The organism is Vibrio sp. T11.5 (assembly GCF_027587155.1).
Classification (GTDB): Bacteria; Pseudomonadota; Gammaproteobacteria; order Enterobacterales; family Vibrionaceae; genus Vibrio; species Vibrio neptunius.
The window spans coordinates 32,165-58,964 of record NZ_JAPPTP010000011.1 but is presented as its reverse complement, the minus strand read 5'-3'; the positions used below and the strand labels follow the sequence as shown (position 1 = coordinate 58,964).

The window sequence follows — 26,800 nt, the reverse complement described above, 5'->3', positions numbered from 1 at the left end:
CTTATTGATAGCCAGCAACAATGTCACCTAGCCCCAATTGATAGCCAGCTCCAACAGCATGGAACGACCATTCACTACCGTTTCTAACCAAAGAACCGAATTGAACCGCAGACTCATTGGCAAACTCTTGGCCCAAGCGGTATTCAGCGATTAAATTGCCGCTGAGTTCGTTGTAGAGACGAATGTAACTCGTATTTACCTTTGAAAAACTGCCTTGGTCATTATGAATAGTCACAAATATCGATAACTCAGTCGCTTTTGGATCAACATTCGGAAGATCGATATGGATGACTTCGTCATCGCCATCACCCTCACCAGTTCGATTGTCACCCTCATGAACTACCGCATTTTGAGGGCACTTAAGGTTGTTATAGAAAACAAAGTGACTGTCGGAAATGAGCTTAGGTTGTTGTTGGGCATCATTGCTGCAAATAAATATACTGCAATCGAGATCCAGTGGCGGCTCGTTTGCCAATAGATCCCAACCTAGCCCCAACTTCAATTTAGTTAGTGCCGGTTCCACTTTATTAAGGTTAATTGAGCTGCCTTTTTCCAAATTAATAGCCATTATTCATTTCCTTTTTTATTTGTCATCAAGTTTGAAAGCTCTTGTCTCATGCTAACCATTTTCTCATCAGCTACCTTGCGGTTACGCGCACCTTCTTGTTCGATAGCGACAACATCTTCAAGTGTAGAGATAAGTGTTTGTTGAACATGCTCAAGCGTTTCAATATCTATTGCTGAACGCTGATTTGCTTGGGCTGTTTGCAAAGTATTTTGTCTTAATAGATCTGCATTTTTGCGAATTAAGTCATTGGTGGCATCATCAATTTTTGAAGCAAGCTCCAGTGACTTTTTCTGTTCGAGCATGGAAATAGCCAACGTAAATTGCTTTTTCCATGATGGAATGGTTAGTGTTTTTATATTATTAAATTTTTCAATTAAAGTAATATTATTAGTTTGAACCATTCGAATCATAGGCGCTGTCTGCAACGCTAATAGCTGCAAACTCTTTAAATCATGTGTACGCTTTTGAATACGATCATAATTGGATTTTAAATCGCTCACCATCTGAGCTTTAAGAGGAGAGCTGTGCATTTCAGGATCAGCTGACAGTTCATCAATTTTATCTTTAACCAATAATCCTCTAGCTTCACCATATACTATTGATTGAGATAACGATTTATATTGAAGAATGTTCTGGTTAAATACAACATCAAGTTGTACAGATCTTTCTTGTAAACGATTTTGTTGTGAATCGACTTCTTTAACTACACGATCTAACTGTGTACTAACTGAATTAAATTGAGCGAGGATAGCTTCTTTAGTGTTACGGAATTTTTGAACAATCTTTCCAAAAAAGCTTTCCTTACCAACGAGGCTGGAAATATCAACTCCTTTCGCTAGGCCAATAACTGAATTTAAGTTATCGCCCATTTCCTCAAGATCTTTAGTACGCACATGCTTTAACATAGAATCAGAATACTCTCCAATTCTCTCCGCAGAAGATTGACCGAGTGTCGATATTCCATGAGAAGAAAAAATATCACTATCTTTTAACTGCGTATAAACTTGTGAATAAACCTCTCGGGAGTCCAGTCCGGCTTCTGTTAGTTCCTTCTGATACATTTCAATGGCAAAATTGAGTTGTGTATCAAGTTTATTGAGATCAATTTGAGGTAATAACTCACCTGTTATTGGTGTGGTTTCAACCACTGTATTTGACATAGCTCTACTTGGACTAAAGCTTGCGGGTTTAAAAGTCATTTATTGAAGATCCTCTATATTTTTAATTAGGGTTTCCTGAATATCATTGAGTTCGTAATACATAGTAGCATCATTAGATTCATCTACAGCAATAACGCTCAGAAACTGTTGCTTCCATACTTGAATAATATTCACTTTAATCTCTTCAAGTCTTTCGAAACTAGTCACTAGATTACTGGTATATAATTCCATTTGTGGAAATGTTAATTCTATAGACTGACCAAGTGCTTTAAGGTTATTTAACTTTCTATCCCAACGCTTCAACGCCTCTTTACTTCCATCCCTAAATAGCTCAGGTAAATCCCTGTTAATTTGGCTATCTATTCCGGAGTGGCTTTCGATAATCAATGTGAGCGCAATAATATTTAGCCTTACTTCATTCTGTAATTTCGATAGTTCCTGAGACCATTTTCGAAATTCATCCAAAGTTGTATGCGTTTCATTTAAATTATCAAATATTCTATTTATCCTAAGGTCAATACGGTCACTAACACTATCGAATTCAAACTTAAGCTTACGTATCTTCTGTTTCTTACTGCCTAAAAAACTAGATATTTTTGTCGATATTTTATTTGGATTAAATATGTTTATATCAATGCTTTTCGCTAATTCAATGATAACCTTACCCAATTCAAGGATTCGGTCAACTTTACCTATCTTTGCGTAATCGGACAAAAATCCTTGTACATCTTGGAATCGTTTTGAAAGCTGGCTACCAAACTCAATTTGACACGAAGGGTCATCGAAATTTATTGCAGACTTAATATTACTTATGATCAAATGCTCTCCTTTAGAAAGCACTAATCCGTTAAACTCTTTTTCACAGAGTAACTCAATCCTTTGTATCAGAGATTCATCAATATCGACAACATCACTCTGAATCGATTTAATTTTATTACTAAACAAGACTGATGGTTTTCTATCAACACCTTGGTTAGAGGAAACGTTTTCTGATTTGATCGAGTCTTTCAATGACTCTTCGCTTGCAGCTGACTCATCGTTTTTATTTCTCGAAGAGGCAACGCCAAAAAACTGCTTTACCTTTGGGCTACCCGAAGAAGATTGAAGTGACGAGGAGGCGTCATCTTCAAGGTTCTGGCTTTTATCCGATTTACTTGCCACTTTGTGATGAAAAGTCTTTATCATATAAAATATTCTTCTTCAGTAACAATCAACAAAATAGTTCACTTGATTGTTTATTATTTATAAATAATGATTAAATTTTTGATTGTAACTTAATTTAATCATTGGCTCCTAAAAGCTACTTCAGTAATAATTAAAAGAATTCGCTAAATGTTTCGTTCTTTGGGCCCAGTTTCGGTGGCACGCCGTTTCCATCATCTGTCCACTCATTTGATAAATTGCTGGAGAGCTTTGATCTAAGATTGACTCAGCTTGTTTTATGTAACCACTCGAGTAGTCATGAAAAAAATTCTCAATCACAGTGACTTGTTCTGGATGTATTGCCGTCTTACCAAAAAAACCAAAATTCAGATCCATGCGAAGCTCCTTTTCAAGAGTCACTCTATCTTCCAAAAAATCAAAGACAGGTGCAGAAAGTTCATATCCATGAGGTCTAAACGTAATAATCAATTGCTCTATGATGATTCGCAAAGGCGTGTCATAGATAGTCTGTCCAGGCATTCGTTTAATCCCAAGAATATTGAATAAGTCGTTCCCACCTATTCTTAGGCATATAATACGGTCTTTGATTGAGTTGAGTTGCTCTCGAATTAGTACCAAATTTTTCGGACACATCACTTCTGAAGATTCAAGTGTCGGCATGACTTTAAATGGATGAGAAGAGGAGATTAAGACATCATGATATTCATTTAAGGTTGTTAGATCATACTTGGGCAATACAAAGCCATCAATCTTTTCAATTCCATCGAAACCCAATATTTCTTTTAGTACCACAGCATTTCTTGGCCGAATAAAACGCTTAAATTTAGAGTTATCTTCCAACACTAACAATGCATTTCTTAGGTTATCTAAGCTCAGTTTTAGTTGATCGTCCGATACTGCATCTTCAGTACAAAACACCATACTCTTAGAGCCTAAACCGTTTGACATTATCTGACTTAACTTGTCATGAGTACAAGGTGTATATAAAGTAGCTCCAAGTGAAAAGTACATATTTTCTTGCATCATTCAGTACCTTTATTCATGGTTTTAATGATTGCGCAGGCTTCAAATAAAAGTTTTTTCTGTTCAACAACTGTAACATTTTTTTCTTTGGCTAATAGAATCAAGTGTTGTACCTTAGGGCTATCTAGAGAGCGTAATATTAATAGTGAAGGGACTCGTCTGAGCATTACTCGAGTTGACTCCGCAATCCCTGGTTTCATATAGTTAATATCTGATATAGCATGAATTCGCTTCATATTGTCTATAAAGGCCTTCATTTTCTCTTGACGCACAGTATTGTTTTCTAATACATCAGCGCTATGCTCTGATTCTTTATTAAACTCAAAGACAATCTGGTCAATAAACCATTGAGAGTGATCATCATCAGCTAGATGATGATTAACTACACAGCCATGAAATCTACCAGTGCTTTTAGATTGCCAAACGCTTCGCGATATCAACCCTGAGACGGTGGAATTGAGCATAGATGAAGGAATGGGGTAATCTTCATCAGTAGCACAAAAGTCAGCACAACCACCACTGTCTGAAATAACATACAAATCGTCTGGAATCAGGGTATTGTTGTCTAAATTATATCGCTCAATGGATAACTTTAGCTCTCGAGTTATCACCCCTTTCGCCGTCCAACCGTCAATAAAGGTGAGCGAATGTGATGCTATATTTTTATCTTTAATCAAGTAATCTAAGGCGTTGGTATCAATACCTCGATCTCGAATAATACTGATACTGTAATGACGAACATCACGGTTATAGTGCAATTCCAATGCCTTTTTAAGCAATACTCCAATTGGCGTACCAGCTCTAGCCAAAGATACAAGAACTATCTCTCCTGGCCTATTTCTATCAATAATTTTAGCCAGCGCTAAGATATGTTGGGCTAGCTTTCTCTTGTACTTTTTCGTAAAAGTAAAGAAAAGTTCATTGTATTTATCTGTTGGCTTTACTTCTTTACTGAGCATTTCAGAGTAATGTCGCTTTCCTGATTGAATTAGCGTTTCTTTATCTTCTATGTCACAGTAAACGGGATCGATGATATCCAGCAAAAATTCACAATCTTCTCTGGTATAACTCCCGGTAATGGGTTCATTTAAGTTATGCATTTTCATTACCATGATACACTGTTAGAGATCTGACTATTGGTCGGCATCAATGCGAAGTCCGCTTTTTTCATAAACGGCAAATCTGACAAGCTATCTCCTAAACTGACCAAAAGAGTATTATTATCTAGGGAATGTGATTTAATTAAATACTCAACAGCGCGAGTCTTTCTCGTATATGGTGGTAGTAATGCCATATTGCGACCATTAATATGGATTTTAAGTTGTAGTTCAATGCTCTCTAATAGGTTGGAAACTTGGTCAAATACTAAATCATAATCCGTACCTTCCTGACATTTGATACAGATATAACAATCTAATTCACCTTCAGATACTACATAACTAGCCGCTGAAAATTCAGCGCTTTCGATCAATTCATTAATGCATCTACTCAAATCATGTAATGATGTTGACCAACAAGATAGAGAAAATTCATCACACTGATACTTCATCCATTCTTTATCAATATTTCCGTCGGCATCAACGATCAGTGCACCATGAGATACAATTTTCCAAGAGTTGAATAACTCTGTTAGATTTACTCTATTTAAAGTTTCGAGACTTCGCCCTGTAACAGGAATAATATTGCTGTTTGAATGGGAAAAGATATCTAGTAGCGCCTTCTGCTTTGGCGATATAAATGAACGCGGATTTCCATCAATATCCAATGCGGCAACAGCAAGTGTGGTCCCCGGAGGATGTTTTTTTTCCGTTGCAATCAAACAGTCATCAATATCTGTAAACAGTATCGTTTTCATCAATGTGTAACCAGTAAATTTTTCAGTGGATATAACTTGGCAAACTGATGGGTTTCTCTCTGCGATTCATCTTCTATTAAATGCACAGCAGCTCGCTCTTGATCATCAAAATTGTAAATGTAATGTTCAACACTACGTTCATCTATCCGAAAAGCGCGCTTAGTTTCAATCGCATCCCCTAGCATTATTGGAGAACGGGATGTCGACTGAAACACAACATCTCCACCTTGTTGTTCTGCCTGCTCTGCAATGAGAAATGGCAGATACAAATGTTCTCCATCACCAACCACTGTAATAGGTTTAGAAATATCAACCCTAGGTATGTCACCTTGAAAAGGCATTTCAATTGCAAAGCGGCCTAAGTCCTTTCTAGAATTGGCTTTCGAGAGCGCCTTATCGACGTTGTCTGGTAATTTAAGTGCAAGGTTTGAGTCAGCATCGAATTCAAAACTCCCCTCCAAAAGTGATGTGAATTTTACAGAGGTAAACCAATCCTCGAATTGCTGTTTACTCGTTTCATCAAGCCAATTAACGAGTGAGACAATCACGATTTGTTTAAGGTTGGGAAGCTTATCAAGTAATTTGTCTCCCAAAAGTTTGAGAGTTCGACCTGTAGAAATTTCATCGTCAACAAGTACCAACCTTTGACAAGATGTAATTTGAGGAAGTAATTCAGACTTCGGCTGATAGAAGATATGATCGACTGCGTGACTATGTGCTTCATCTAACGTAAACCATATCGGTTCAGGGGCATCCGTTCTTGTAGTGTGTTGGTAATACACAGAAGCTGACTGTTTTTTCGCTAAACTATCAGCAACTCCTGCTCCTAATCCAGTCGCCGTTTCAGCCATACCAACAACAAATGTTGGGCAATCTTCATCAAGAGGTTCAATCAGCATATCGTAGCTGGCTCTCATTTCTTTCGGTTTAACGGGTAAGTGCTTACCTAGAACTTTGGAAACAAACAAGAAGCCTCTTTTAGGATTTTCTCTAGATGCAAAAGATAAAAGTTCATCGAGTGGAACCGTTTGCTGTTTCACTGATACATTTAACGTCCCATTTCTTATTTTAAATTTCATCGCGATTCACTACATTTCAATTCTGACAGGTTTATGATGATGCAAGGTAAAAGTCATTACCGTCGAATTTCCATTGTTAAAGACATTCAGTTTCTGATAATGGTCATTCTATGAAATGCAGAGTCAGCGCACTTTTCACACTAAACTTTTACGTCAGCATGCTCTCGACTCACTGACGCTAAGAAGCCCTATCCAACGTCTAGGTTACTTGCCACCCAAACACTATTAATAGATTTATATTTAAAAGTCTCAAACTTATAAGAAGTGATAGTTTTTGACCCTGCTGGGCAATTTTAGCGATGTCAATAGCTGAACGGTATTCGAGTAATGCAATATAGTTATTTTAACTATCAATTTAGTCAAAATGACTAAATAACATAGTAAATACACTTACTCTTTACCTATAAAATTGATATTAAAAGTCAAACTGATGAAAACAAGAAATAAAACTTCAACTCAATATTGGAAGGCTTATAACATTTTTTGTTTACAGAGGAGGAACGCCATAAAAACATCTATCCATCGCAAAAAAGCGACTGGCGTGTTCTTAGGCAATGGCGGTAAGAAATAAAAGAGTGGCTGATGTTCATCAGCCACTCTACGACAAGTCTATGGTTTTCCGTGTGGTTTGTCCCTAATGTACCTATTCACGTACTAATGATACTAGAACTGATCCTCTTCCGTTGACCCCGTCAGAGCCGTAACCGATGAATTACCACCTTGGATAGTGTTGGTCATCTTATCAAAGTAACCTGTACCCACTTCTTGCTGATGTGCAACGAAGGTGTAGCCTTTCTCTGCAGCCTGGAATTCAGGGCGCTGTACTTTTTCAACGTAGTGGCGCATACCCTCACCTTGTGCGTAGTCATGCGCAAGTTCGAACATGTTGAACCACATATTGTGAATGCCCGCTAATGTGATGAACTGATACTTGTAGCCCATGTCAGATAGTGCTTGCTGGAACTTAGCAATAGTTTCTGCATCCAAGTTCTTCTCCCAGTTGAACGAAGGAGAACAGTTATATGCAAGCAGTTGGTCTGGGTATTCAGCGTGAATCGCTTCTGCGAACTTACGCGCTTCTTCTAAACACGGTGTTGCCGTTTCACACCAGATCAGGTCAGCGTATGGTGCGTAAGCTAGACCGCGGGAAATCGCTTGATCAATGCCAGCACGTACACGGTAAAAACCCTCTTGAGTACGCTCACCTTGAATGAAGTCTTTATCGTATGGGTCACAATCCGACGTTAGTAGGTCTGCCGCGTTTGCATCCGTACGAGCGATTACCAGCGTCGTGGTGCCTGCTACGTCAGCAGCGAGACGAGCTGCTACCAACTTCTGAACCGCTTCTTGGGTAGGTACGAGAACTTTCCCACCCATGTGACCACACTTTTTCACTGATGCAAGCTGATCTTCAAAGTGAACACCTGCCGCGCCAGCGTCAATCATCGACTTCATTAGCTCATAAGCATTGAGTACGCCACCAAAACCGGCTTCTGCGTCTGCAACGATTGGCAGAAAGTAATCGATACCGCCTTCATCTGCCGGTGATTTACCGCTAGACCATTGGATTTGGTCCGCACGACGGAATGAGTTGTTAATGCGCTTAACGACTGAAGGCACTGAGTCAACCGGGTAAAGTGATTGGTCAGGGTACATAGTCGATGCAGTATTGTTATCTGCCGCTACTTGCCAACCTGATAAGTAAATCGCTTCAATACCCGCTTTCGCTTGCTGCACCGCTTGACCACCTGTCAGTGCACCCAAACAGTTTACGTAGCCTTTCTTAGCATCACCGTTGACCAAAGACCACAGTTTGTCTGCACCGCGCTGCGCAATTGTATTGGCTGGCACCATCGAACCGCGCAGTTCTACGACTTCTTCTGCTGTATATGGACGCTTTACATTTTTCCAGCGTGGGTTAGTTGCCCAGTCTTTTTCAAGAGCTTCGATTTGTTGGCGGCGAGTTAAATTCGTCATCGGTCTATCCCTCTATTGATGTGCGCTACTATTTATTGACAATACGGGCGCGGTTTTTATTTTTTCTCTGGCGGTACATCCATCTCCGCCTTAGAACATTCACGTTATTGTTTGAATATTTCGTCATACCTTATAGTGAGGAACGAACGTAGTAAGGAATCTATATACGCTGTTTGAGATCCCCAGCTCGGTCGTACCTCCCTCTTGAGGATGACAGAGTCGTTAGTCCAAGAAGTCATATCCTGGGACGGTTAAGAAATTGGTCAGTTCATCACTGGTGGTGAGCTTAGCCATTAGCTTGGCGGCTTGTTCAAATCGACCCGAGTCATAACGCTCTTGGCCAATCTCACTTTTCACCACTTCGATCTCTTCTGTTAGGTACTGCTCGAATAGCGGTTTGGTCACCGTTTGTCCGTTATCGAGTGATTTTCCATGCTGAATCCATTGCCAGATCGATGCTCGGGAGATCTCTGCCGTTGCGGCGTCTTCCATCAAACCGTAGATAGGGACACAGCCATTACCAGAGATCCAAGCTTCAATGTATTGGAGTGCCACTCGAATGTTGTGGCGCATGCCCTGCTCTGTTCGTTCTCCTTGGCAAGGCGCGAGCAGATCATTGGCAGTAATCGGCGCGTCATCCGAACGAGAAACATCAAGTTGATTAGTTCTCTCGCCCAGCACACTGCCAAACACTTCCATTGCCGTGTTGGCTAAACCAGGGTGAGCCACCCAAGTACCGTCATGGCCGTTATTTGCTTCCAATGATTTATCGTTTTGAATTTTGTCGAGAACCTTCTGATTCTCCTGTGGATCTTTTGCTGGAATGAATGCTGCCATTCCCCCCATTGCAAAAGCGCCACGACGATGACAGGTACGGATAAGTAAACGCGAATAAGCATTTAGGAACGGCTTATCCATGGTCACAACCTGACGATCTGGAAGGACACGATCTGGGTGCTTTTTCAGTGTTTTGATGTAGCTAAAGATGTAGTCCCAGCGTCCACAGTTAAGACCCACAATGTGCTCTTTAAGCGAAAATAGGATCTCATCCATTTCAAACACGGCTGGCAGTGTTTCAATCAGCACAGTGGCTTTGATAGTGCCTGTATCTAGGCCAAAGTAATCCTCAGTAAAATGAAACACTTTGCTCCACCACTGCGCTTCTTTATGCGATTGCAGTTTTGGTAGGTAGAAGTATGGGCCGCTGCCCTTTTTCATTAACGCGCTGTAGTTATTGTAAAAATAAAGCGCAAAGTCGAATAAAGCTCCCGGAATGATCTCACCATTAAAGGTCACGTGTTTTTCTTTTAGGTGTAAACCACGCACTCGGCAGATCAAAACCGCAGGATCATCCTTCAACTCATATTGCTTACCATTAACGGGGTTGGTGTAACTGATGTCTCCATCTACTGCGTCACGCAGGTTGATTTGACCATCTAACACCTTATCCCATGCTGGGGACATCGAGTCTTCAAAATCCGCCATGAACACTTTCACGTTCGCATTCAGTGCATTAATCACCATTTTACGGTCAGTAGGACCGGTGATTTCTACGCGGCGGTCTTGCAGATCTTGAGGAATCCCGAGAATTTTCCAGCTACCTTCTCTAATATCTTGTGTATCTTCTAGAAAGTCTGGCAGTTCCCCAGCATCGATACGTGCTTGCTTTTCTTCACGTTGAGCAAGCAGTGTATCGGTCTCGCTGGCAAACTGAGCACACAGAAGAGATAAAAAGGTTTGGGCTTCAACAGGGAAAATAGCCTGATGTTCTGGTGAAAGGGTACCAGTCACTTCAAGCATGCCTTCTTGGTGTAAGGTTTCTTGGGCTTCGGCTGTTGTTTTTTCTCTATCTGGTGTGTTGGCAAGCATATTCTCTTCCTTTAACGCTCCGATACAACGATGCTGTTATGGGTTGTATCAGTGGTTGCTCTAACTTCTGAAGAGTTACATTTGTAACTATAAAACAACAATCAAACATCCTAATTGATCACTGTCTTCTTCGTTTGTTTTGTCTTGTGAGCTCTACCTTGGCTAACTTAGTTTGCCTTTTCAATCTAGACACAAGCCTCACAGAACCTTTATTTAAACTACACCAACATGCGATAGAGCAAAAGTCCTAAAGTAGCCTATCGACTAAATTCAAAGTTTTATTCCGCTGCCTATAAGTTGTTGATTTTGATCACCGAAATGTAACTAGTTACGTAATTTAATTACAGTGAAATTAGAGCTGTAAAACCGTTTCAAACACGCGTTTAACTTACGAGTGAATTAGGCATCGCTTTATCAGACAGGGTATTTCGTCACTATTACGGAGGCGGGTCAAACAGAATGTTTTTAGTGAGCTGTAAAATTGACACTGTGAAATTTCACAATTTAATGAAAGCTTCATCAAGATTTCTTTGTAAAATTTTACAAGTCAAAGTTCACCAACAGAATAAAATACTAAAAAGCACACTAAAACCAGTGTGCTTTTGGAAGGTATCAGCGAGATTTGGTCTAATACTTATCGCTAAAGCAGCTCTGACACGACTTGTGCCAGTTGATTAAAAGTATTCACTCTTGAAGAGCTAGGACGCCAGACTAGCCCAATATGGCGGTGTGCTTGCTGCCCAGGGGCATCAACAACCACTAAGTTCTGATTATCAATCAACCCGTGTTCGATGGCCATCTGGGGGATAAAAGTGGTTCCTAAGCCATTGGCAACCATCTGAACTAAGGTATGTAAACTGGTTGCAGAGAATGGGTTAATCTTCTCTTTCTTAGTCAGCTGGCAGGCAGAAACGGCATGTTCTGTTAGGCAGTGTTCTTTTTCTAGTAAGAACACAAACTCATCAGGTAAATCATCGTACTTAATCGGGGTCTGAATCGCGTCGGCCTGATTACGGCTGATGATCATCCGAAATGGATCATTACCGACGATTTTGCTTTCCATGCCATCTATATCAACTGGCAAAGCTAAGATAAGTACATCTAATTCACCGTGGCGCAGCGCCGCTAGTAAATTGGTTGTGGTGTCTTCTCTTAGCAATAAATTCAGTAAAGGGAAGCGCTGGTTCACTTCCTGCACCAAATCACAGAGTAAAAAAGGCGCAATGGTTGGAATACAGCCAACACGCAATTGCCCTTCCATTTCATCTCCCTGACAAAGACGACCAAGTTCAACCAGATCTTGCCCTTTTGCCAGAAGTTCACGCCCTTGCTGTACTACCTGCTCTCCCGCCAGTGTAAACACTAATGGGCTTTTCTTATCTTTTTTTTCATAAAGAGGACAGCCAATCAACTCTTCAAGGTTTTGAATGCCCTTACTGAGCGTTGACTGGCTAACAAAACACCTTTCAGCTGCCTCACTAAAGTGACGTGTTTCGTGTAAGGTGATGAAGTAATGTAATTGCTTGAGGCTAGGCCACTTATTCATAATTCTGTATGTAACTCTGACTCATCCAGTGATCGGGGTAATAGTTTAGCTATTATCGCTTTTTTCGATTAACTCAATCTATTTATTTCGCTTTTTTCAATACTACAATCTGTACTATAGTTTGTCGCGCACAAACACGGACCAAACCAGAAACTCAACGCTTGGTTTGGAACTAACCATATATTTTAGGAGCAAAAAAATGGTACTAGTCGGTCGTCAAGCCCCAGATTTTACTGCTGCAGCTGTTCTAGGTAACGGTGAGATCGTTGATAACTTCAACTTTGCAGAGTTCACTAAAGGTAAGAAAGCGGTTGTTTTCTTCTACCCACTAGATTTCACTTTCGTTTGCCCATCTGAGCTAATCGCTTTCGATAACCGTCTAGCTGATTTCCAAGCTAAAGGTGTTGAAGTAATCGGTGTTTCTATCGATTCTCAGTTCTCTCACAACGCATGGCGTAACACTGCTATCGAAGATGGCGGTATCGGTCAAGTTAAGTACCCACTAGTTGCTGACGTTAAGCACGAAATCTGTAAAGCATACGACGTTGAACACCCAGAAGCGGGCGTTGCTTTCCGTGGTTCTTTCCTAATCGACGAAGAAGGCGTTGTACGTCACCAAGTTGTTAACGACCTACCACTAGGCCGTAACATCGACGAAATGCTACGCATGGTTGACGCTCTAAACTTCCACCAGAAGAACGGTGAAGTATGTCCTGCACAGTGGGAAGAAGGTAAAGCAGGTATGGACGCATCTCCAAAGGGTGTTGCAGCGTTCCTATCTGAGCACGCAGAAGACCTAAGCAAGTAATTTTGCTTTCGCACCCAAGCTCAACGGGTGTCTTGGTTGGACAATATAAAGCTACAAAGCAAAACGCCAATCAGTTTAAAGTAAAGTCTTTATTTAAAGAGCCCGAAACTCAGTTTCGGGCTCTTTTTATTTTGCTTTCACACTCAATGACTGTTATTGCCCTCTCAACTTCCCTATATAGATAAAAAGACAAGATATCGCTAAAGAGACAAAACGTATCGACCTAAAGACTTTATCTGTTTCTGCTCTTTAAAGTCGAAAAAGCTCTCTTTATGATGAACTCAACTGATTTGGAGGAAGAGATCACTCTTCCAGACTGACGATTACTACACGGAGATTCAACATGGCTTACTTTTCTCTAGCCTTTGGTACCGCAACCAAAAACCGCGATGGAAAAATCATTGAAGCATTTTTCCCGAACCCAGTTCTTAGCCCATCTGACGCACTGGTAGGCGCAGTCGCAAAAGTAGCAGGTTACGAGCAAGGCAACCAAGCGATCGAAATCTCTGCGGCACAAAGTGCAGAACTTGCTGGTGCATTCGAAGCAAACGGTGATGCTGCAAACGCCTCATTCGCAGCTAAAGCAGCGGAGTCTTCACAACCGCTAGTACTTGTTGTTCTTGCAGCAGATGAGAAGCCAGCTTCTGTTGCTGAAGGTTTCCTGAAGCTTCAACTGATCTCTAACCGTCTAGTTCAACCTCACGGTACTGTACTTGACGGTATCTTTGGCCTACTGCACAACATTGCGTGGACCAACGAAGGCCCTATCGATCTGCCAGAACTGGCTGATCGCCAAATTGAAGCACGCCTAGCAGGCCGCAACCTATCTGTCGATTGTGTCGACAAATTCCCTAAAATGGTTGATTACGTGGTACCTGCTGGTGTGCGTATCGCTGATACTTCACGCGTTCGCCTTGGAGCTCACGTTGGTGAAGGCACAACCGTTATGCATGAAGGTTTCATCAACTTCAATGCAGGTACAACGGGTGTGAGCATGGTTGAAGGCCGTATCTCTGCTGGTGTTGTGGTTGGTAACGGCTCTGATATTGGTGGCGGTGCTTCAATCATGGGTACACTGTCTGGTGGTGGTTCAGTTGTCGTTTCTATCGGTGAAAGTTCACTGCTAGGCGCAAACGCAGGCCTTGGTTTCCCACTGGGCGACCGTTGTACTGTTGAGTCAGGTCTGTATGTCACTGCGGGTGCTAAAGTTCGCATGCTGGATTCAGAAGGCAATGAAGTAGAAGTTGTGAAAGCACGCGACCTAGCTGGCGTGTCTGATTTACTGTTCCGTCGCAACTCAGTGACTGGTCAGATTGAATGTCTGGCGAACAAAACTGCAGTAGAGCTGAACTCTGAGCTACACAGCAATAACTAAGCTGGAAGCCGAACAGAAAAAGGGTTGATGTGTAAGCATCAACCCTTTTTATTTTTCTGCTAAGTGGATAGATCTGCACGCGAATACAGCCGTCACCTACTTAACCTGGATGACCGTCAACTCTCGCTTTTAGCAACATAGGGCCAAACTTAATCACATACAGAGTAAACGCCAGCACCCACAACAACCCGCTGATATCGATCATCAACATCATTTGAGCTGGCCAAAGAACCACACCAAGGCTACGAACTACCGCAGCGACTGTCAGCATGGCGAACGCTAACGCCATATTTGGACCCTGATAAATGGCTCGCCCAGTATGCCCCATGGTTACACGGGCTATCATCGCCAGTATCAAACCACCGAGCGCTCCAATCGCAAACAGATGCAACATATTGTGGCCCGCAAATGGGTTATCGAGTAACCCTCTTGATAATAGGCTGACCGGAATACACAAGTAAGCTAAGTGCAGTGCCCACACTAACGGCTCTTTAACGGTGCGCCACGGCCGCCATCTCATCACACGTACTAAATGTGCTAAACCGGAAATAACCATCAGAGAAGGCCCGAGCTGAGCAAAAGTGACAGGGAAAAAGCTCACAATAAATAAACTGACCAGCGGTAGGTTTGCCGTCCATTCAAGCCAAGTCATCGGCTGTGGTTTATCAAAGTTAAATCGCCGTGCTGTGAAGAATGGAATCACTCGCCCGCCCATCACCGACAGTAAAATCGTAAACCACCACAACATTGCCTGCCAGACCGCTGAAGAAGGAAACGGCGGCATCCCCTTAATGGTCGCGTAGCTGGCGAAGTTCGCTACAATAGCGAGAACAAACAAGGGCACAAAGAATAGATTTTTCCACCCTTTGGCTTTGATCACTCGAGTGCCAACTTCATACGCTGCAAAAGCAATAAACAGAGCCTCAATAGTTGAAATCAACCACAACGGTGCAGGTGTCCAGAACAGCACGCGCGGAAGCAACCACAAACCAACCAGTACCGCCAATCTATGATGCTTGGTGCCATTGATTCCAGTCCAGTTTTGGACTGCGGTCAAGACAAACCCCACCACAATAGCCATCGAGAAACCAAACAACATCTCATGCACATGCCACCACAAAGCTGGTACTCTTAACGCCGCAGGCTGGCCGTTTTGAAACATCCATACCCACAAGGCGACAGCAATAACAGCATAAACGGCCCCAAGCAAAAAGAAGGGCCGGAATCCCAAACGTAAAATCGGCGGAATGGCTTCTTCGACTTTTTTGTCAGTAATATTGAGCACTATGGTCACTCCAAATATTGAATCTAACTATCTAAGAGCAATATTTATTCCAGTGTTAAATCAATTGAAATTCAATACTTTAAAGAAAATCATGTCTTTATGACTCCACAAAATAAGGTCATAAAGACACATAAGAGTAATAAGAATACAAATTTTGAAGATCTGGATCATTGACCTAAGTCGTCAGAAGTTGACAATAACCCACCTGGAAATTGTGAGGTTTTATATGAAAATTGTTGCTATAACCGCCTGCCCTACCGGTATTGCTCATACTTACATGGCTGCCGATGCATTGAGTAAAGCTGCACCTAAAAAAGGCTTGCAGATCAAGGTCGAAACTCAAGGGGCAATGGGGATTGAAAACCCTCTCTCCGCTCAAGATATCATGCGCGCAGATTTGGTTCTGATTGCTTCAGATATAGAGATAGAACAGCGTGCGCGCTTCACTGGTTGTAAAATCCATGTTGTTACCATTGAAGAAGTTCTGACCAATGTTGATGCCGTTCTCGACAGGTGCAAATCACTGTGATTGAGCGTCGAATTACGTTCGTTCTCCCCGAGGATGGATTTGCCAGTTGGAAAATCAATCGACTCAAGGCCTTGAGCGGGATGTTTCGCTCGGTGGTCGTGTTACTTAATGTCACCAAGTGGGAAAGAGCAAATATCGAGCACCCTTTGCAAATCATGTCGTTGGGCAGTCAGGAGTTCGATTTATGTCAGATACACATTGAAGGCTCCGATGCAGAATTGGCCTGCATGGTGTTTACTAATTTCATCAGCGATCAGTTCACCTTGGTCAATACTGCGCACAAGAGTAACCAATTAACCAATATTGCGCTGCTCAGCAATCTACCTACTTTTCATCTCGATTTTCCACTTAGCTACTTACACCATCACAGTGAGATTGACACTAAGTCAGCGGCATTCAGACTCGCGACAAAATGCATTACCAGCTCAAACCCTGCTTTGATATGCGAACAGTTTGCTCAGCGAGAGCAAACCTCTTCAACCGCTATCGGGCATGGTATCGCCCTTCCTCACATCATGAGTGAAGCGATTGATATCCCAAGTATCAGCATTGTATCGCTGACAGAAGAATTAGACTGGAACTCTCCAGTTCAGGGTGGCGTCAGTATGATCATCGCTATCGCTTTACCACATAACGCTTCACGTGATGTCTTGCTAGCCTTTACGCGTCTGACTCGCTCATTGCTGGATCCAGACTATTGTCAGTTGCTGCGCACCAGCCACGAACCACAGGCGTTAAAAGCACTCCTTACTCATAAGCTGGCACAAGCCTAGCTCGCCCGATACTCGCTCGGCGTCATACCGACTTTGTTCTTAAACACCCGAAAAAAATAGTTGGCATCTGCGTAACCACAACGGTTCGCCACTTCCTGTAGACGGAAGTCATAGCGCTTGAGCATAAACTTAGCACGGTCAATTCGAACCCAGGTGATGTAGTCGGCCAGTGTCATATGCCCTTGTTGGCGAAACAAGCGCGACAAGTGATTGGGAGAAATGTTAAAACGCGAAGCGATCGATGTACGGGTAATCGCCCGATGAAAATTCTCTTGAATATAAATACAAATCCCTTGGTAAAGATCTTCACTGTGGCTTTTCGAACGGCCATCAGGCTTTTGTAGCATTGATTGGCAGTAGCTGAGCAGAGCCACCAGCAAATGTTCATCCATCGGAGCTTTTTGAGGTTCCTGCGCTAACGCGTTCAATGCCTGCAAAATATGATCGACAGCATGCCCAGTTCGGGTCGGTACAGAATATTTCTGGATGTCATAGAAACCGCTTTCCCCTGCACGTTTGCTCACCAAGCTAAAACCTAACTGGCGACGGCCAAACAGCAAACTCAGTACCGAGCATTCATTTTCCCAGTTCGGTTTATTCCAACAGTTAGGAGGAATATAGAGTGCGTCTCCACTCAATACGCTAATGTCCGCAATCCCTTGTTCAGGATCTTCAAGTTGATTGAGGTACTCGCCACTTAAAACGAGCTCAAGCCGTGGAAAGTTCACCTGATAACTAAAAGCCGGGGGTGTGAGTTTGTCTGCAGCAAACCAGATACGACTAAAATGCTCCCGTTCATGAATAACATTATCGAGTAAATCATGGAATATATGGCTCATAGTCCCTCTCAAACAATCACTTTTCGTGACTTCCATCAACAAAAAAGCAGTAAAAATTGAGGTTACTATACTCTAGTTTTTACGATTTGTATTTTTCCTTCCAAAGATATAAACACTCAATAAAAACAATTAAATACATGATATTTAATGATTAATTAAAAACAAAACAAACTAATTACACTTAAATCAATAATTGAGTTCGATCACACTCTAAATCTATAGTTACAATAATCCAGTAAATGCATTTCTGGTACACTAAAAATCCTTGACTGAATAACCCACAATTATCCTCAGATAAAAAACAAGTTCCGCACAGATCGGAACCAATCGGGGTAAACGAGATGATCACAGACTTAATCAATCAAGAGTTGATTTGCTTAGATCTCCAAGCAACAACCAAGCAAGAAGTATTCGAAGAACTGATCGAACTGCTGAACAACAACCACCGCATCAGTGACAAAGCGCAATTCCTCAACGACATTCAGGCTCGAGAAGAGATTGGCAACACAGGCTTTGAAGATGGCGTTGCACTGCCTCATGCTAAAAGCGCTGCAGTTTCCCAACCTGCTGTCGCGATTGGTATTAGCCGCCAAGGGATAGAATACGGCGCAGAAGACGGTCAGCCAAGTAAACTATTTTTTATGATTGCCTCTCCTGATGGAGGTGCCGACCACCATATCGAGGTGCTGGCTGAACTCTCTTCAAAACTGATCGAAGAAGGTTTTATCGAACGTTTTATGCAGGCCAATTCTGCTGAAGAAGCGTTAGAATTACTGCTCGCCAAACCACAAGATCTGCAAGATAACCCAGAAGCCGATCAAGGCTTTTTAATCGGTGTTACCGGCTGCCCAGCAGGCGTTGCGCACACATACCTAGCTGCCGAAGCCTTAGAAAAAGGCGCCGCTGAACTTGGCTATCAAATCAAGGTCGAAACCAATGGTTCTATCGGGGTCAAAAACACACCGAGCTCAGAAGAGATAGCTAAAGCTGACGCTATCATTGTCGCCTGTGACAAACAGGTTGATATGAATCGTTTCGCGGGAAAAAAGGTCATCACGACAGGCGTCAAAGCCCCTATCAGCGATGCTAAGGGTTTAATAGAAAAAGCGCTACAAGCACCACTCTATACAGCGAGTGAAGAAAGCCAAACGACTGAAACAGCCTCTTCGAATGCCCGTAGCGATTTATACCGCTACCTGATGAACGGCGTTTCACACATGATTCCATTTGTGGTCACAGGTGGCCTGCTGATCGCTCTCGCGCTGGCCATTGGTGGCGAGCCAACGTCTGCGGGTATGGCAATCCCTGAAGGCAGCATGTGGCAAAAAGTTCTCGATGTTGGTGTGGTGTCGTTTACCTTAATGATCCCTATCTTGGCGGGCTACATCGCCTATGCGATTGCCGACCGTCCAGGTCTCGCACCTGGATTAATTGGTGGTTGGATTGCGAACAATGGTTCTTTCTATGGTGCGGAAGCTGGCACAGGTTTTATCGGCGCCATCGTTGCAGGCTTGCTGGTTGGCTATTTTGTCAAATGGCTGACGAGCATCAACTACCATAAATTTATTCAGCCATTAGTACCTATTATGATTGCACCAATCATAGGTTCTTTGTTTATCTCCAGCCTGTTTATCTTCGTCATCGGTGCACCTATTGCAAGCTTGATGGATGGCCTGAACGCGATGTTAGTCAGCATGAGTACTGGCAGTGTGATTCTGTTGGGTATTGTCTTAGGTGGTATGGCTGGTTTTGATATGGGTGGGCCGTTCAACAAAGTCGCATTCTTGTTCTCTGTCGGCATGATCGCCAGTGGTCAGACGCAATTTATGGGCGCTATGGCGTGTGCGATTCCTGTCGCACCTCTTGGTATGGGTTTAGCCACTCTCCTTGGTCGCAAATTCAATCTATTTGAAGAATCAGAAATCGAAGCTGGTAAAGCGGCTGGCGCCATGGGCTTGGTCGGTATCTCAGAGGGCGCGATTCCATTTGCCGCGCAAGACCCAATGTCTGTGATACCTGCTAACGTGCTTGGCTCTATGGTAGCGGCCGTAATGGCATTCTCATTTGGTATCACCAACAGCGTCGCGCACGGTGGTCCGGTTGTCGCGTTGCTTGGCGCAATGAACCTACCACTGATGGCACTGCTTTGCATGGCGGCGGGTACAGTCGTGACCGCCCTTACCTGTATTTCACTTAAGAAGATGCGTAAAGCGAAAGCACAGCTAGCAACTGCTTAATCATTTAAGCACTTTAAGCGCGATCCCCTATTTTGCGCGCTATTCAGACCCCGTTTTTACGGGGTCTTTTCTTTTGTGGCAAAAACCTTTAGGTTGTTTGTTGAACACAGAGGGAAAATATATGGCAATTTACATCTTTGGTTACGGCAGTTTAATGAACTCCGCATCGAGACAACTGACAGGAAAAACTGCGCAAGCTTTGCCCGCCATTGTTCATGGCTTCAAACGCTACTGGGGTAAAGTGGATGAAAGTTATATCCTTTCACCACTGGTAGTAAATAAAGGCGAAGGATTAGTCAATGGGGTACTACTCGAAATCAGCGAAGATGAGCTGAGTGAATTTGATGTTCGCGAGCGAGGCTACCATCGAGTGGAAGTGCCCCATTCACAGCTTGAGTGTGATAACCCTTTTCATGCCAATGATCAGGTTTGGATGTATATCAAAGACAACCCAGAACCACCATGTAACCTGAGCCCTATCATGCAAACCTATATCGATACCGTACTAGCAGGCTGTCTGGAAATTTCCGAACAGTTTGCCAAACAATTTATAGAGCACACCATCGGCTGGCACTTCCCAAGAGAAGATGACCGACATGCACCAAAGTATGGCAACCTCGCCGGTGTAGAAGAACACCATTATCCGGTGATTGATAAACTAATAAAGGGAGCGTAATGCTCCCTTTTCAATTCGGTAATACAAGCGGTTAGAACTTGTAATCAATACCAGCGTAAAGCGTGCTCATTTCAATATCGAAACCATCGATATCGGCAGAAGAAGAGCGGTATCCAGCACTCAGAAGCCAGTTGTTATTTAACGCATAACCCGCTTCTACACCATAAGTAAATCCAGTATCAGAAGCTGAATCGTTAACCTGATCAGTCTCAATTTCAGCATGGTATGTGCCAAAACCTAGTGTACCACCTAGGTAAAAATCAGAGCCTGAAACAAAGTACTTTGGCTTCAGATTAATTGCAAATGCTGAAATATCAGTACTTCTAACTGTAAGGCCAGCTACAGCTTGCAGAGGAACGTCCACTAGATCAAACTTACCATAGTTAGAATATTCACCTTCTAATCCTACGACAAACGCCTCGGTTAGCTTAAAGTTGTAGCCAACGGATAAAGCAAGGCTAGTGCTCGATACTTCTTGAAGAGACTGACCGCGGAAGTCACTGTCTAGATCAGTACTAATGATATCTGCACCTAGATACCAGCCATTTTCAAGGTAACCGCGTTCAGCCTGCTGTACATCTACGTTTTCCGCACCCACTGCTTGAAATGAAACTGCCGCGACTAGAGCCGCTAATAATTTTTTATTCATTATAATTCCTATATATTTTGAATATACTTCACAAAATTTCTCGCGCGACTATAGGGAACTCAATAAAAAACAAAACCATCAACAAACAATATATTGATCAAGATCTCATTAATAAAACAAATACGAACAATTGTCGTACAACCTTAATAGAAAGGGAGGGGCAAGAGCACACAATATGACGACCACAATGCCAATATACCTAAGTAACACCCGGTCAGCAGACACTTGTTGATTAGTTACGCCATAGCAGTTGACGTTTAGAGCATCACTAACCTCCACACTTCTCGATTGGCGGAATTATGTCTTCGGCTTAATCTTAGCCACAATGCTGACTTAGCAGAGCAGTCACTGATTCATCATCGTTATACTAAACACTACTATCAGCGTAATGTTCACTGACAATGCAATAGAATGAAAAAACCACCATGTGGTAAAGCTCATGGTGGTGTCGAAATGCCGACAAATGTTTGCAAATGAATATAGACAGTGACTTTCTATAACATTTCCGCTACCTTTTGGGGCTCAGGTGTACGAATCAAGTAGTCAAAGGCCCCTAAGCTTGCTTTCGCTCCTTCACCCATAGCGATGATGATTTGCTTGTAAGGAACAGTGGTTACATCTCCGGCAGCAAAGACACCTTTCATTGATGTTGCACCATGAGCATCAATTTCAATCTCACCACGTGACGATAACTCAACATGAGTACCTTTCAACCATTCGCTGTTTGGCATCAAGCCAATCTGGACGAAAATGCCCGCGAGTTTAATTTGTCTCAACACACCAGTGTGACGATCTTTGTATTCCAGACCTGTTACACGGTTACCGTCACCCAATACGCGGGTAGTTTGTGCCATCTTGATGATGTCTATATTCGGTGTTGAGTTCGCTTTGTCGATCAGTACTTGGTCAGCACGTAGTGTGTCGGCAAACTCAAGAACAGTCACATGCTCTACGATGCCAGCGAGATCAATCGCAGCTTCAATACCTGAGTTACCGCCACCAATGACCGCAGTCTTTTGACCTTTGAATAGAGGCCCATCACAATGCGGACAGTAAGCCACTCCTTTATTACGGTATTCTTGTTCACCCGGAACCTTCATCTCACGCCAGCGAGCCCCGGTACTGGTAATGACAGAACGTGCACGTAAAACCGCACCACTTTCTAGCTCTAGATGGATATATCCGTCTGCTGTCTGTTCTGCATCGATAATATTCGCTGCACGCTGCTCCGTCATCACCTCTACACCGTAACCTTTGACGTGCTCCTCTAAGCTCGCCACCAGCTTAGGCCCTGTGGTTGTTTTCACTGAGATAAAGTTCTCTATCGCCATAGTGTCCATCACCTGACCACCGAAACGTTCTGCAACGATGCCAGTACGAATGCCTTTACGCGCCGCATAGATTGCGGCTGAGGAACCAGCCGGTCCTCCTCCCACAACGAGAACATCAAATGGCGCTTGTTGAGTCAGATTTGCTGCTTTTTTCTCTGCGGAACCGGAATCTACTTTATTGAGAATTTCAGCTAGTGACATGCGTCCTTGACCAAACAGTTCCCCGTTAATAAAGACACTTGGTACCGCCATGATATCTCGTGATTTAACTTCATCTTGGAATGCCGCACCGTCAATCATGGTGGTTTTAATTAAAGGGTTAATCGCAGACATGGTATTCATTGCCTGAACCACTTCCGGGCAGTTTTGACACGATAGTGAGATAAAGATCTCCACATTCAAAGCTTGGTTTAATTGACTGATTTGCTCAATCACATCCGCTTCCAGCTTAATTGGGTGTCCACCACTGTGAAGCAGCGCCAATACAAGCGAGGTAAACTCATGTCCCATAGGTAAACCAGCGAAACCAATCGCAGTACCTTTTGTCTGGTTCACCACCTGCATAATTGGCTTACGTGAACTGGCATTATCATCACGTTTAATTTGAATTTTATCTGTCAGTGAAGCGATATCATCTGCCAATGCCTCAAGTTTGCGTGCTGTTTCACTTTCGTCCAAGCTAAGTATGAGCTCAACGTCTGTTTTTAAATTTTCTAGGTATGCTTTAAGCTGCTGCTTCATCGCTTGGTCTAACATAGTCGTGCCTATCTGTTCATTCTATATAACAACAAATGCGCTCTTGCCGTGAAAAGGAATAGCAAAAAAGGGGCGCAAGTTAGCGATGTTGTTTCTATTGATTTAAAGTTTGATGGTGGCACGCCAAGCCCTTTAGGAGCGCGGACATGACGTGCCTTTAATGAGGTAGAACGAAATGTTCTGACTAACCGCTAAAGTGTTAGATTTTGCCTACTAGGTCCAAAGATGGCGCGAGTGTCTCTTCACCTTCTTTCCATTTGGCAGGACATACTTCGCCAGGATTTGCTGCTACGTACTGCGCGGCTTTTACCTTACGCATGAGATCTTCTGCATCACGACCAATACCTTCCGCAGTGATCTCCATTGCTTGGATAGTGCCTTCAGGGTCAACGAGAAATGTTGCTCGGTCTGCCAGACCTTGACCTTCACGCATCACACCGAAATTGTTTGTGATTGTGCCAGTTTGGTCGCCAACCATGTAGTAGTTGATTTTACCGATCGTGTCTGAGCTATCATGCCACGCTTTGTGCGTGAAATGTGTGTCAGTTGATACAGAGTAGACCTCTACGCCGCGGCTTTGTAGCTCTTCGTAGTGATCGGCTAAATCACCTAATTCTGTTGGACACACGAAAGTAAAATCAGCTGGGTAGAAGAAGAATACGGCCCACTTGCCCTTTACATCTTGTTCCGTGATATCTACGAACTCGCCGTTTTTAAATGCTGTTGCTGAAAATGGTTTAATTTGTGTGTTGATCATGACTGTACTCTCTTATTAACTCTAGTGTTTGAACGCTGCCTTGCGTCGATGTAGATAGTTTGCCGTGACCTAGTTAATAGGTACACTTGGACGTTTCTATTGCTCCAATAGGAAATGCCTATGGAATTAGAGAGAAAAACCAGTGTGATAGAAGCAACAAAGGGAAGAGTAAATAACCTTACCGTCAATTTCTGGTAGTACCGCTGTGACTAAGTAATGGTAAAGAAGGAGCATCAATTAAGCTATCAGTAGCGATAGAAAATGAGCAAATCAAGTAGAATAATACGACGTATTAACGATACAGCTTAACTCCGCCTAAGTTGCACTGTATTCCGCTATCGGAGGACCGCCCTAATCCACTATCTATCAAGCCCCCTATTTCACAACACGTGTAATAATATTGCGCAACCAGACACTCTTTTCTTCGTACTGGTTAGCACTAAGAAACAATAATTTAATGTCGAAATCTGGTACTTCCAAGGGAGCTGCAACCGCGGTTAAACTGTGATTATACATTTCCAGTTGCGCAAACCTTTTCGGAATGATGCAAACCATCTTGCGGCCAATCAATAACTTCCGAATGGTCAAAAAATTTCGAGACGCTACCCCCACTCTTCGCTCGTGGCCCATTTTAGCCAGTTTTTTATCTACCTGAGTTTCTAAACTACCATCTGAGCTCACTAACGCATGTTCGACAGACACAAATTGTTCCAATGTCATAGGATTCTGGTGCTCAAAGGTAAGAGGGTCAAACAAACACAAATGCTGTTCAGAATAGAGATATTGCGAGGTGAAACGGCGACTATGGCCATCAATACTGCCAATGATTGCGTCGATATGCTCACTATCTGCTATCGTCTGGTAGTTACTACGGTTAACATTAAAAAAACTAATTTGTGAGTGAGGTGATTCGTTTTTAATGGCATCAAATAATATCGGAGCAAAGAGCTGCTCAGCATAATCGGTCAACCCAATTTTCCAAACACCACTGTAGCTTTGAGGGTCAAAACCTTTCTTAATCAATACGTCGTTTTGAATGCTCGCCAAGAGATTATGCACAAGTGGAGCTATGTCATCGGAGCGCTGCGTCGGTTCCATACGCACACCAACACGTTTAAAGAGAGGATCATCAAATAAAGTACGCATGCGTTGTAGTGTATGACTCATAGCTGATTGGCTGACATAGCACTCCTGAGCGGCGAGACTAACGCTTTTTGTCTCATATAAGGCCTGAAAAGCGACCAAGAGATTGAGGTCAACACCTTTCCAACTAAACTCTCTCACCATAATCCCATGCAGTTCATATACTGTATTAAAACTATTAATTTGAATCATTTTAGTGCATTTCTTACAGTATGTGCAGTATTTGTTCTATGAGTAACCAGACAATGTTGTCTATTTTTAAAACCTTTTTTTGGCTTGGCTGGATAAGCTTCGGCGGTCCGGCAGCCCATATCGGCTACTTTCGCAATACCTTTGTTGAAAAGCTCAAATGGCTTGACGATAAAGAGTACGCACAAATTGTCGCTCTGAGTCAGTTTCTGCCAGGGCCAGGCTCCAGTCAGGTTGGCTTTGCTCTCGGTTACAAACGCGGCGGATTACCTGGCGCCTGCATGGCTTTTTTAGGATTCACCCTTCCATCAGTCCTTATTATGCTAGCGCTCGCTGTCCTCAGCAGTGAGCTAACGGAAATGTCCATATTCCAGAATATTGTCCATGGTCTGAAGCTGTTAGCGGTTGTCGTTGTAGCAGATGCCACGTGGGGAATGTACAAAAACTTCTGTAAAGATAGGCTATCGGTCACTCTCTGTTTAGTTACCGCCATATCACTATTGGTTTTCCCCAGTATTGCTACCCAAATACTGGTTCTGGTTATGGCCGCAGCTCTCGGTATAAAGTTCCTGAGTAATCAAGAGCAAGAACCTCAAACACATTTTGAACCATCGGTATTTCCTCTTGTTCTATTTATCATACTGATTATTGGCCTGCCTTTTGTTTCTCAAAACTTACCTGCTCTGGAGCTATTCAGCAATTTCTTCCAAGCAGGCAGTTTGGTATTCGGCGGGGGACATGTTGTTCTACCATTGCTACAGAATATTGTCGGTGATCAGCTCAGTCAGGATGCTTTCCTAACAGGATATGCTGCGGCTCAAGCAGTACCGGGGCCAATGTTCACCTTTGCTACTTACATTGGTTATGAGTTGTTACCCCATTCGCCTATTGTAGGTGCATTGATTGCCACTCTCGGTGTTTTTTTACCAGGCTTCTTACTGCTTTTAGGTGTACTGAAAAACTGGCAATCATTAGCCAAGATGCGCAAAGTATCGGGCGCCGTAAACGGCGTAAATGCAGCCGTTGTTGGTTTATTGGTTGCTGCTCTCTATCAACCAGTCTTCAGCAGCGCAGTGATGAGTTCAATCGACATTTCATTGGTTCTGGTTGGTTTTTATCTGCTTAGACAGTTGAACCTGCCCATTGTCTTAATGGTCATCTTCTTTATGGCAGCGGGCATTGCAGGTGGCTATCTTACTTAAAGACGAGGAA

At 42.9% G+C, this 26,800-nt stretch carries 23 protein-coding genes; 7 read left to right on the top strand and 16 right to left on the bottom strand.

Annotation, left to right across the window (positions count from 1 at the left end):
- Window position 1: 1 nt before the first annotated feature.
- From OH455_RS12910 to OH455_RS12865, 10 genes are all read right to left on the bottom strand, one after another.
- Window positions 2-568, bottom strand: a complete 567-nt coding sequence (locus tag OH455_RS12910; protein WP_045976585.1) for a TerD family protein — start codon at window positions 566-568, stop codon at window positions 2-4.
- Window positions 568-1,767: a toxic anion resistance protein gene (locus tag OH455_RS12905; protein ID WP_269981686.1), complete on the bottom strand. Its 1,200-nt coding sequence runs from the start codon at window positions 1,765-1,767 to the stop codon at window positions 568-570. Before OH455_RS12905 ends, OH455_RS12910 begins: the two co-directional genes overlap by 1 nt.
- Window positions 1,768-2,913, bottom strand: a complete 1,146-nt coding sequence (locus tag OH455_RS12900) for a hypothetical protein (RefSeq protein ID WP_269981685.1) — start codon at window positions 2,911-2,913, stop codon at window positions 1,768-1,770.
- Window positions 2,914-3,033: 120 nt separating this feature from the next.
- Entirely contained in the window at window positions 3,034-3,918 is an 885-nt protein-coding gene (locus OH455_RS12895) for an HpcH/HpaI aldolase/citrate lyase family protein (protein WP_206370661.1), read from the bottom strand.
- The gene (locus tag OH455_RS12890; RefSeq protein ID WP_269981684.1) at window positions 3,915-5,015 is read right to left on the bottom strand and encodes a cysteine protease StiP family protein; all 1,101 of its coding nucleotides are present in this window, start codon (window positions 5,013-5,015) and stop codon (window positions 3,915-3,917) included. Before OH455_RS12890 ends, OH455_RS12895 begins: the two co-directional genes overlap by 4 nt.
- Before the next feature lie 5 nt (window positions 5,016-5,020).
- The gene (locus OH455_RS12885) at window positions 5,021-5,770 is read right to left on the bottom strand and encodes an HAD family hydrolase (protein WP_269981683.1); all 750 of its coding nucleotides are present in this window, start codon (window positions 5,768-5,770) and stop codon (window positions 5,021-5,023) included.
- Window positions 5,770-6,849, bottom strand: a complete 1,080-nt coding sequence (locus OH455_RS12880) for a phosphoribosyltransferase domain-containing protein (protein ID WP_269981682.1) — start codon at window positions 6,847-6,849, stop codon at window positions 5,770-5,772. Before OH455_RS12880 ends, OH455_RS12885 begins: the two co-directional genes overlap by 1 nt.
- 663 nt (window positions 6,850-7,512) lie before the next feature.
- Complete coding sequence (gene aceA, locus OH455_RS12875; RefSeq protein ID WP_269981681.1) at window positions 7,513-8,826, bottom strand: isocitrate lyase; 1,314 nt, start codon at window positions 8,824-8,826, stop codon at window positions 7,513-7,515.
- 222 nt (window positions 8,827-9,048) lie between these two features.
- A complete protein-coding gene (gene aceB, locus OH455_RS12870; RefSeq protein ID WP_269981680.1) occupies window positions 9,049-10,695 on the bottom strand; it encodes a malate synthase A in 1,647 nt (548 codons plus the stop codon).
- A 640-nt stretch (window positions 10,696-11,335) separates the two neighbouring features.
- On the bottom strand, window positions 11,336-12,241 hold the full coding sequence (locus OH455_RS12865) for a hydrogen peroxide-inducible genes activator (RefSeq protein WP_045976593.1): 906 nt from the start codon (window positions 12,239-12,241) through the stop codon (window positions 11,336-11,338).
- Between the two features lie 199 nt (window positions 12,242-12,440).
- On the opposite strand from OH455_RS12865, the gene OH455_RS12860 reads away from it, so the two are divergent.
- Window positions 12,441-13,049 carry a peroxiredoxin gene (locus OH455_RS12860; protein ID WP_019274128.1) on the top strand — a complete coding sequence of 203 codons (609 nt, stop codon included), beginning with the start codon at window positions 12,441-12,443 and terminating at the stop codon, window positions 13,047-13,049.
- A 343-nt stretch (window positions 13,050-13,392) separates the two neighbouring features.
- The gene (dapD, locus tag OH455_RS12855) at window positions 13,393-14,424 is read left to right on the top strand and encodes a 2,3,4,5-tetrahydropyridine-2,6-dicarboxylate N-succinyltransferase (RefSeq protein WP_269981679.1); all 1,032 of its coding nucleotides are present in this window, start codon (window positions 13,393-13,395) and stop codon (window positions 14,422-14,424) included.
- A gap of 100 nt (window positions 14,425-14,524) precedes the next feature.
- Here dapD and OH455_RS12850 read toward each other — a convergent pair whose 3' ends face one another.
- Window positions 14,525-15,709, bottom strand: a complete 1,185-nt coding sequence (locus OH455_RS12850; protein WP_269981678.1) for an NnrS family protein — start codon at window positions 15,707-15,709, stop codon at window positions 14,525-14,527.
- 226 nt (window positions 15,710-15,935) lie between these two features.
- Between OH455_RS12850 and OH455_RS12845 the strand changes: the two genes are divergently transcribed.
- The gene (locus OH455_RS12845; protein ID WP_269981677.1) at window positions 15,936-16,238 is read left to right on the top strand and encodes a PTS fructose transporter subunit IIB; all 303 of its coding nucleotides are present in this window, start codon (window positions 15,936-15,938) and stop codon (window positions 16,236-16,238) included.
- Entirely contained in the window at window positions 16,235-17,011 is a 777-nt protein-coding gene (locus OH455_RS12840) for a PTS sugar transporter subunit IIA (protein ID WP_269981676.1), read from the top strand. Before OH455_RS12845 ends, OH455_RS12840 begins: the two co-directional genes overlap by 4 nt.
- On the opposite strand, the gene OH455_RS12835 is transcribed toward OH455_RS12840, so the two are convergent.
- Window positions 17,008-17,850, bottom strand: a complete 843-nt coding sequence (locus tag OH455_RS12835) for a helix-turn-helix transcriptional regulator (RefSeq protein WP_269981675.1) — start codon at window positions 17,848-17,850, stop codon at window positions 17,008-17,010. The genes OH455_RS12840 and OH455_RS12835 overlap by 4 nt on opposite strands.
- A gap of 341 nt (window positions 17,851-18,191) precedes the next feature.
- Between OH455_RS12835 and OH455_RS12830 the strand changes: the two genes are divergently transcribed.
- Entirely contained in the window at window positions 18,192-20,087 is a 1,896-nt protein-coding gene (locus OH455_RS12830; protein WP_269981674.1) for a fructose-specific PTS transporter subunit EIIC, read from the top strand.
- A gap of 121 nt (window positions 20,088-20,208) precedes the next feature.
- A complete protein-coding gene (locus OH455_RS12825) occupies window positions 20,209-20,763 on the top strand; it encodes a gamma-glutamylcyclotransferase family protein (RefSeq protein ID WP_269981673.1) in 555 nt (184 codons plus the stop codon).
- Window positions 20,764-20,794: 31 nt separating this feature from the next.
- Here OH455_RS12825 and OH455_RS12820 read toward each other — a convergent pair whose 3' ends face one another.
- From OH455_RS12820 to OH455_RS12805, 4 genes are all read right to left on the bottom strand, one after another.
- Window positions 20,795-21,412 (bottom strand): porin family protein, encoded by a 618-nt coding sequence (locus OH455_RS12820; RefSeq protein ID WP_269981672.1) that lies wholly within the window; start codon window positions 21,410-21,412, stop codon window positions 20,795-20,797.
- 494 nt (window positions 21,413-21,906) lie between these two features.
- Window positions 21,907-23,499 (bottom strand): alkyl hydroperoxide reductase subunit F, encoded by a 1,593-nt coding sequence (ahpF, locus tag OH455_RS12815; RefSeq protein ID WP_269981671.1) that lies wholly within the window; start codon window positions 23,497-23,499, stop codon window positions 21,907-21,909.
- A gap of 199 nt (window positions 23,500-23,698) precedes the next feature.
- Window positions 23,699-24,256, bottom strand: coding sequence for an alkyl hydroperoxide reductase subunit C (ahpC, locus tag OH455_RS12810; protein ID WP_045976601.1), 558 nt, complete (start codon window positions 24,254-24,256; stop codon window positions 23,699-23,701).
- A 375-nt stretch (window positions 24,257-24,631) separates the two neighbouring features.
- Window positions 24,632-25,540, bottom strand: a complete 909-nt coding sequence (locus OH455_RS12805) for a LysR family transcriptional regulator (protein WP_269981734.1) — start codon at window positions 25,538-25,540, stop codon at window positions 24,632-24,634.
- A 104-nt stretch (window positions 25,541-25,644) separates the two neighbouring features.
- Between OH455_RS12805 and chrA the strand changes: the two genes are divergently transcribed.
- Window positions 25,645-26,790, top strand: a complete 1,146-nt coding sequence (gene chrA, locus OH455_RS12800) for a chromate efflux transporter (RefSeq protein ID WP_269981733.1) — start codon at window positions 25,645-25,647, stop codon at window positions 26,788-26,790.
- The last annotated feature ends 10 nt before the right edge of the window (window positions 26,791-26,800 follow it).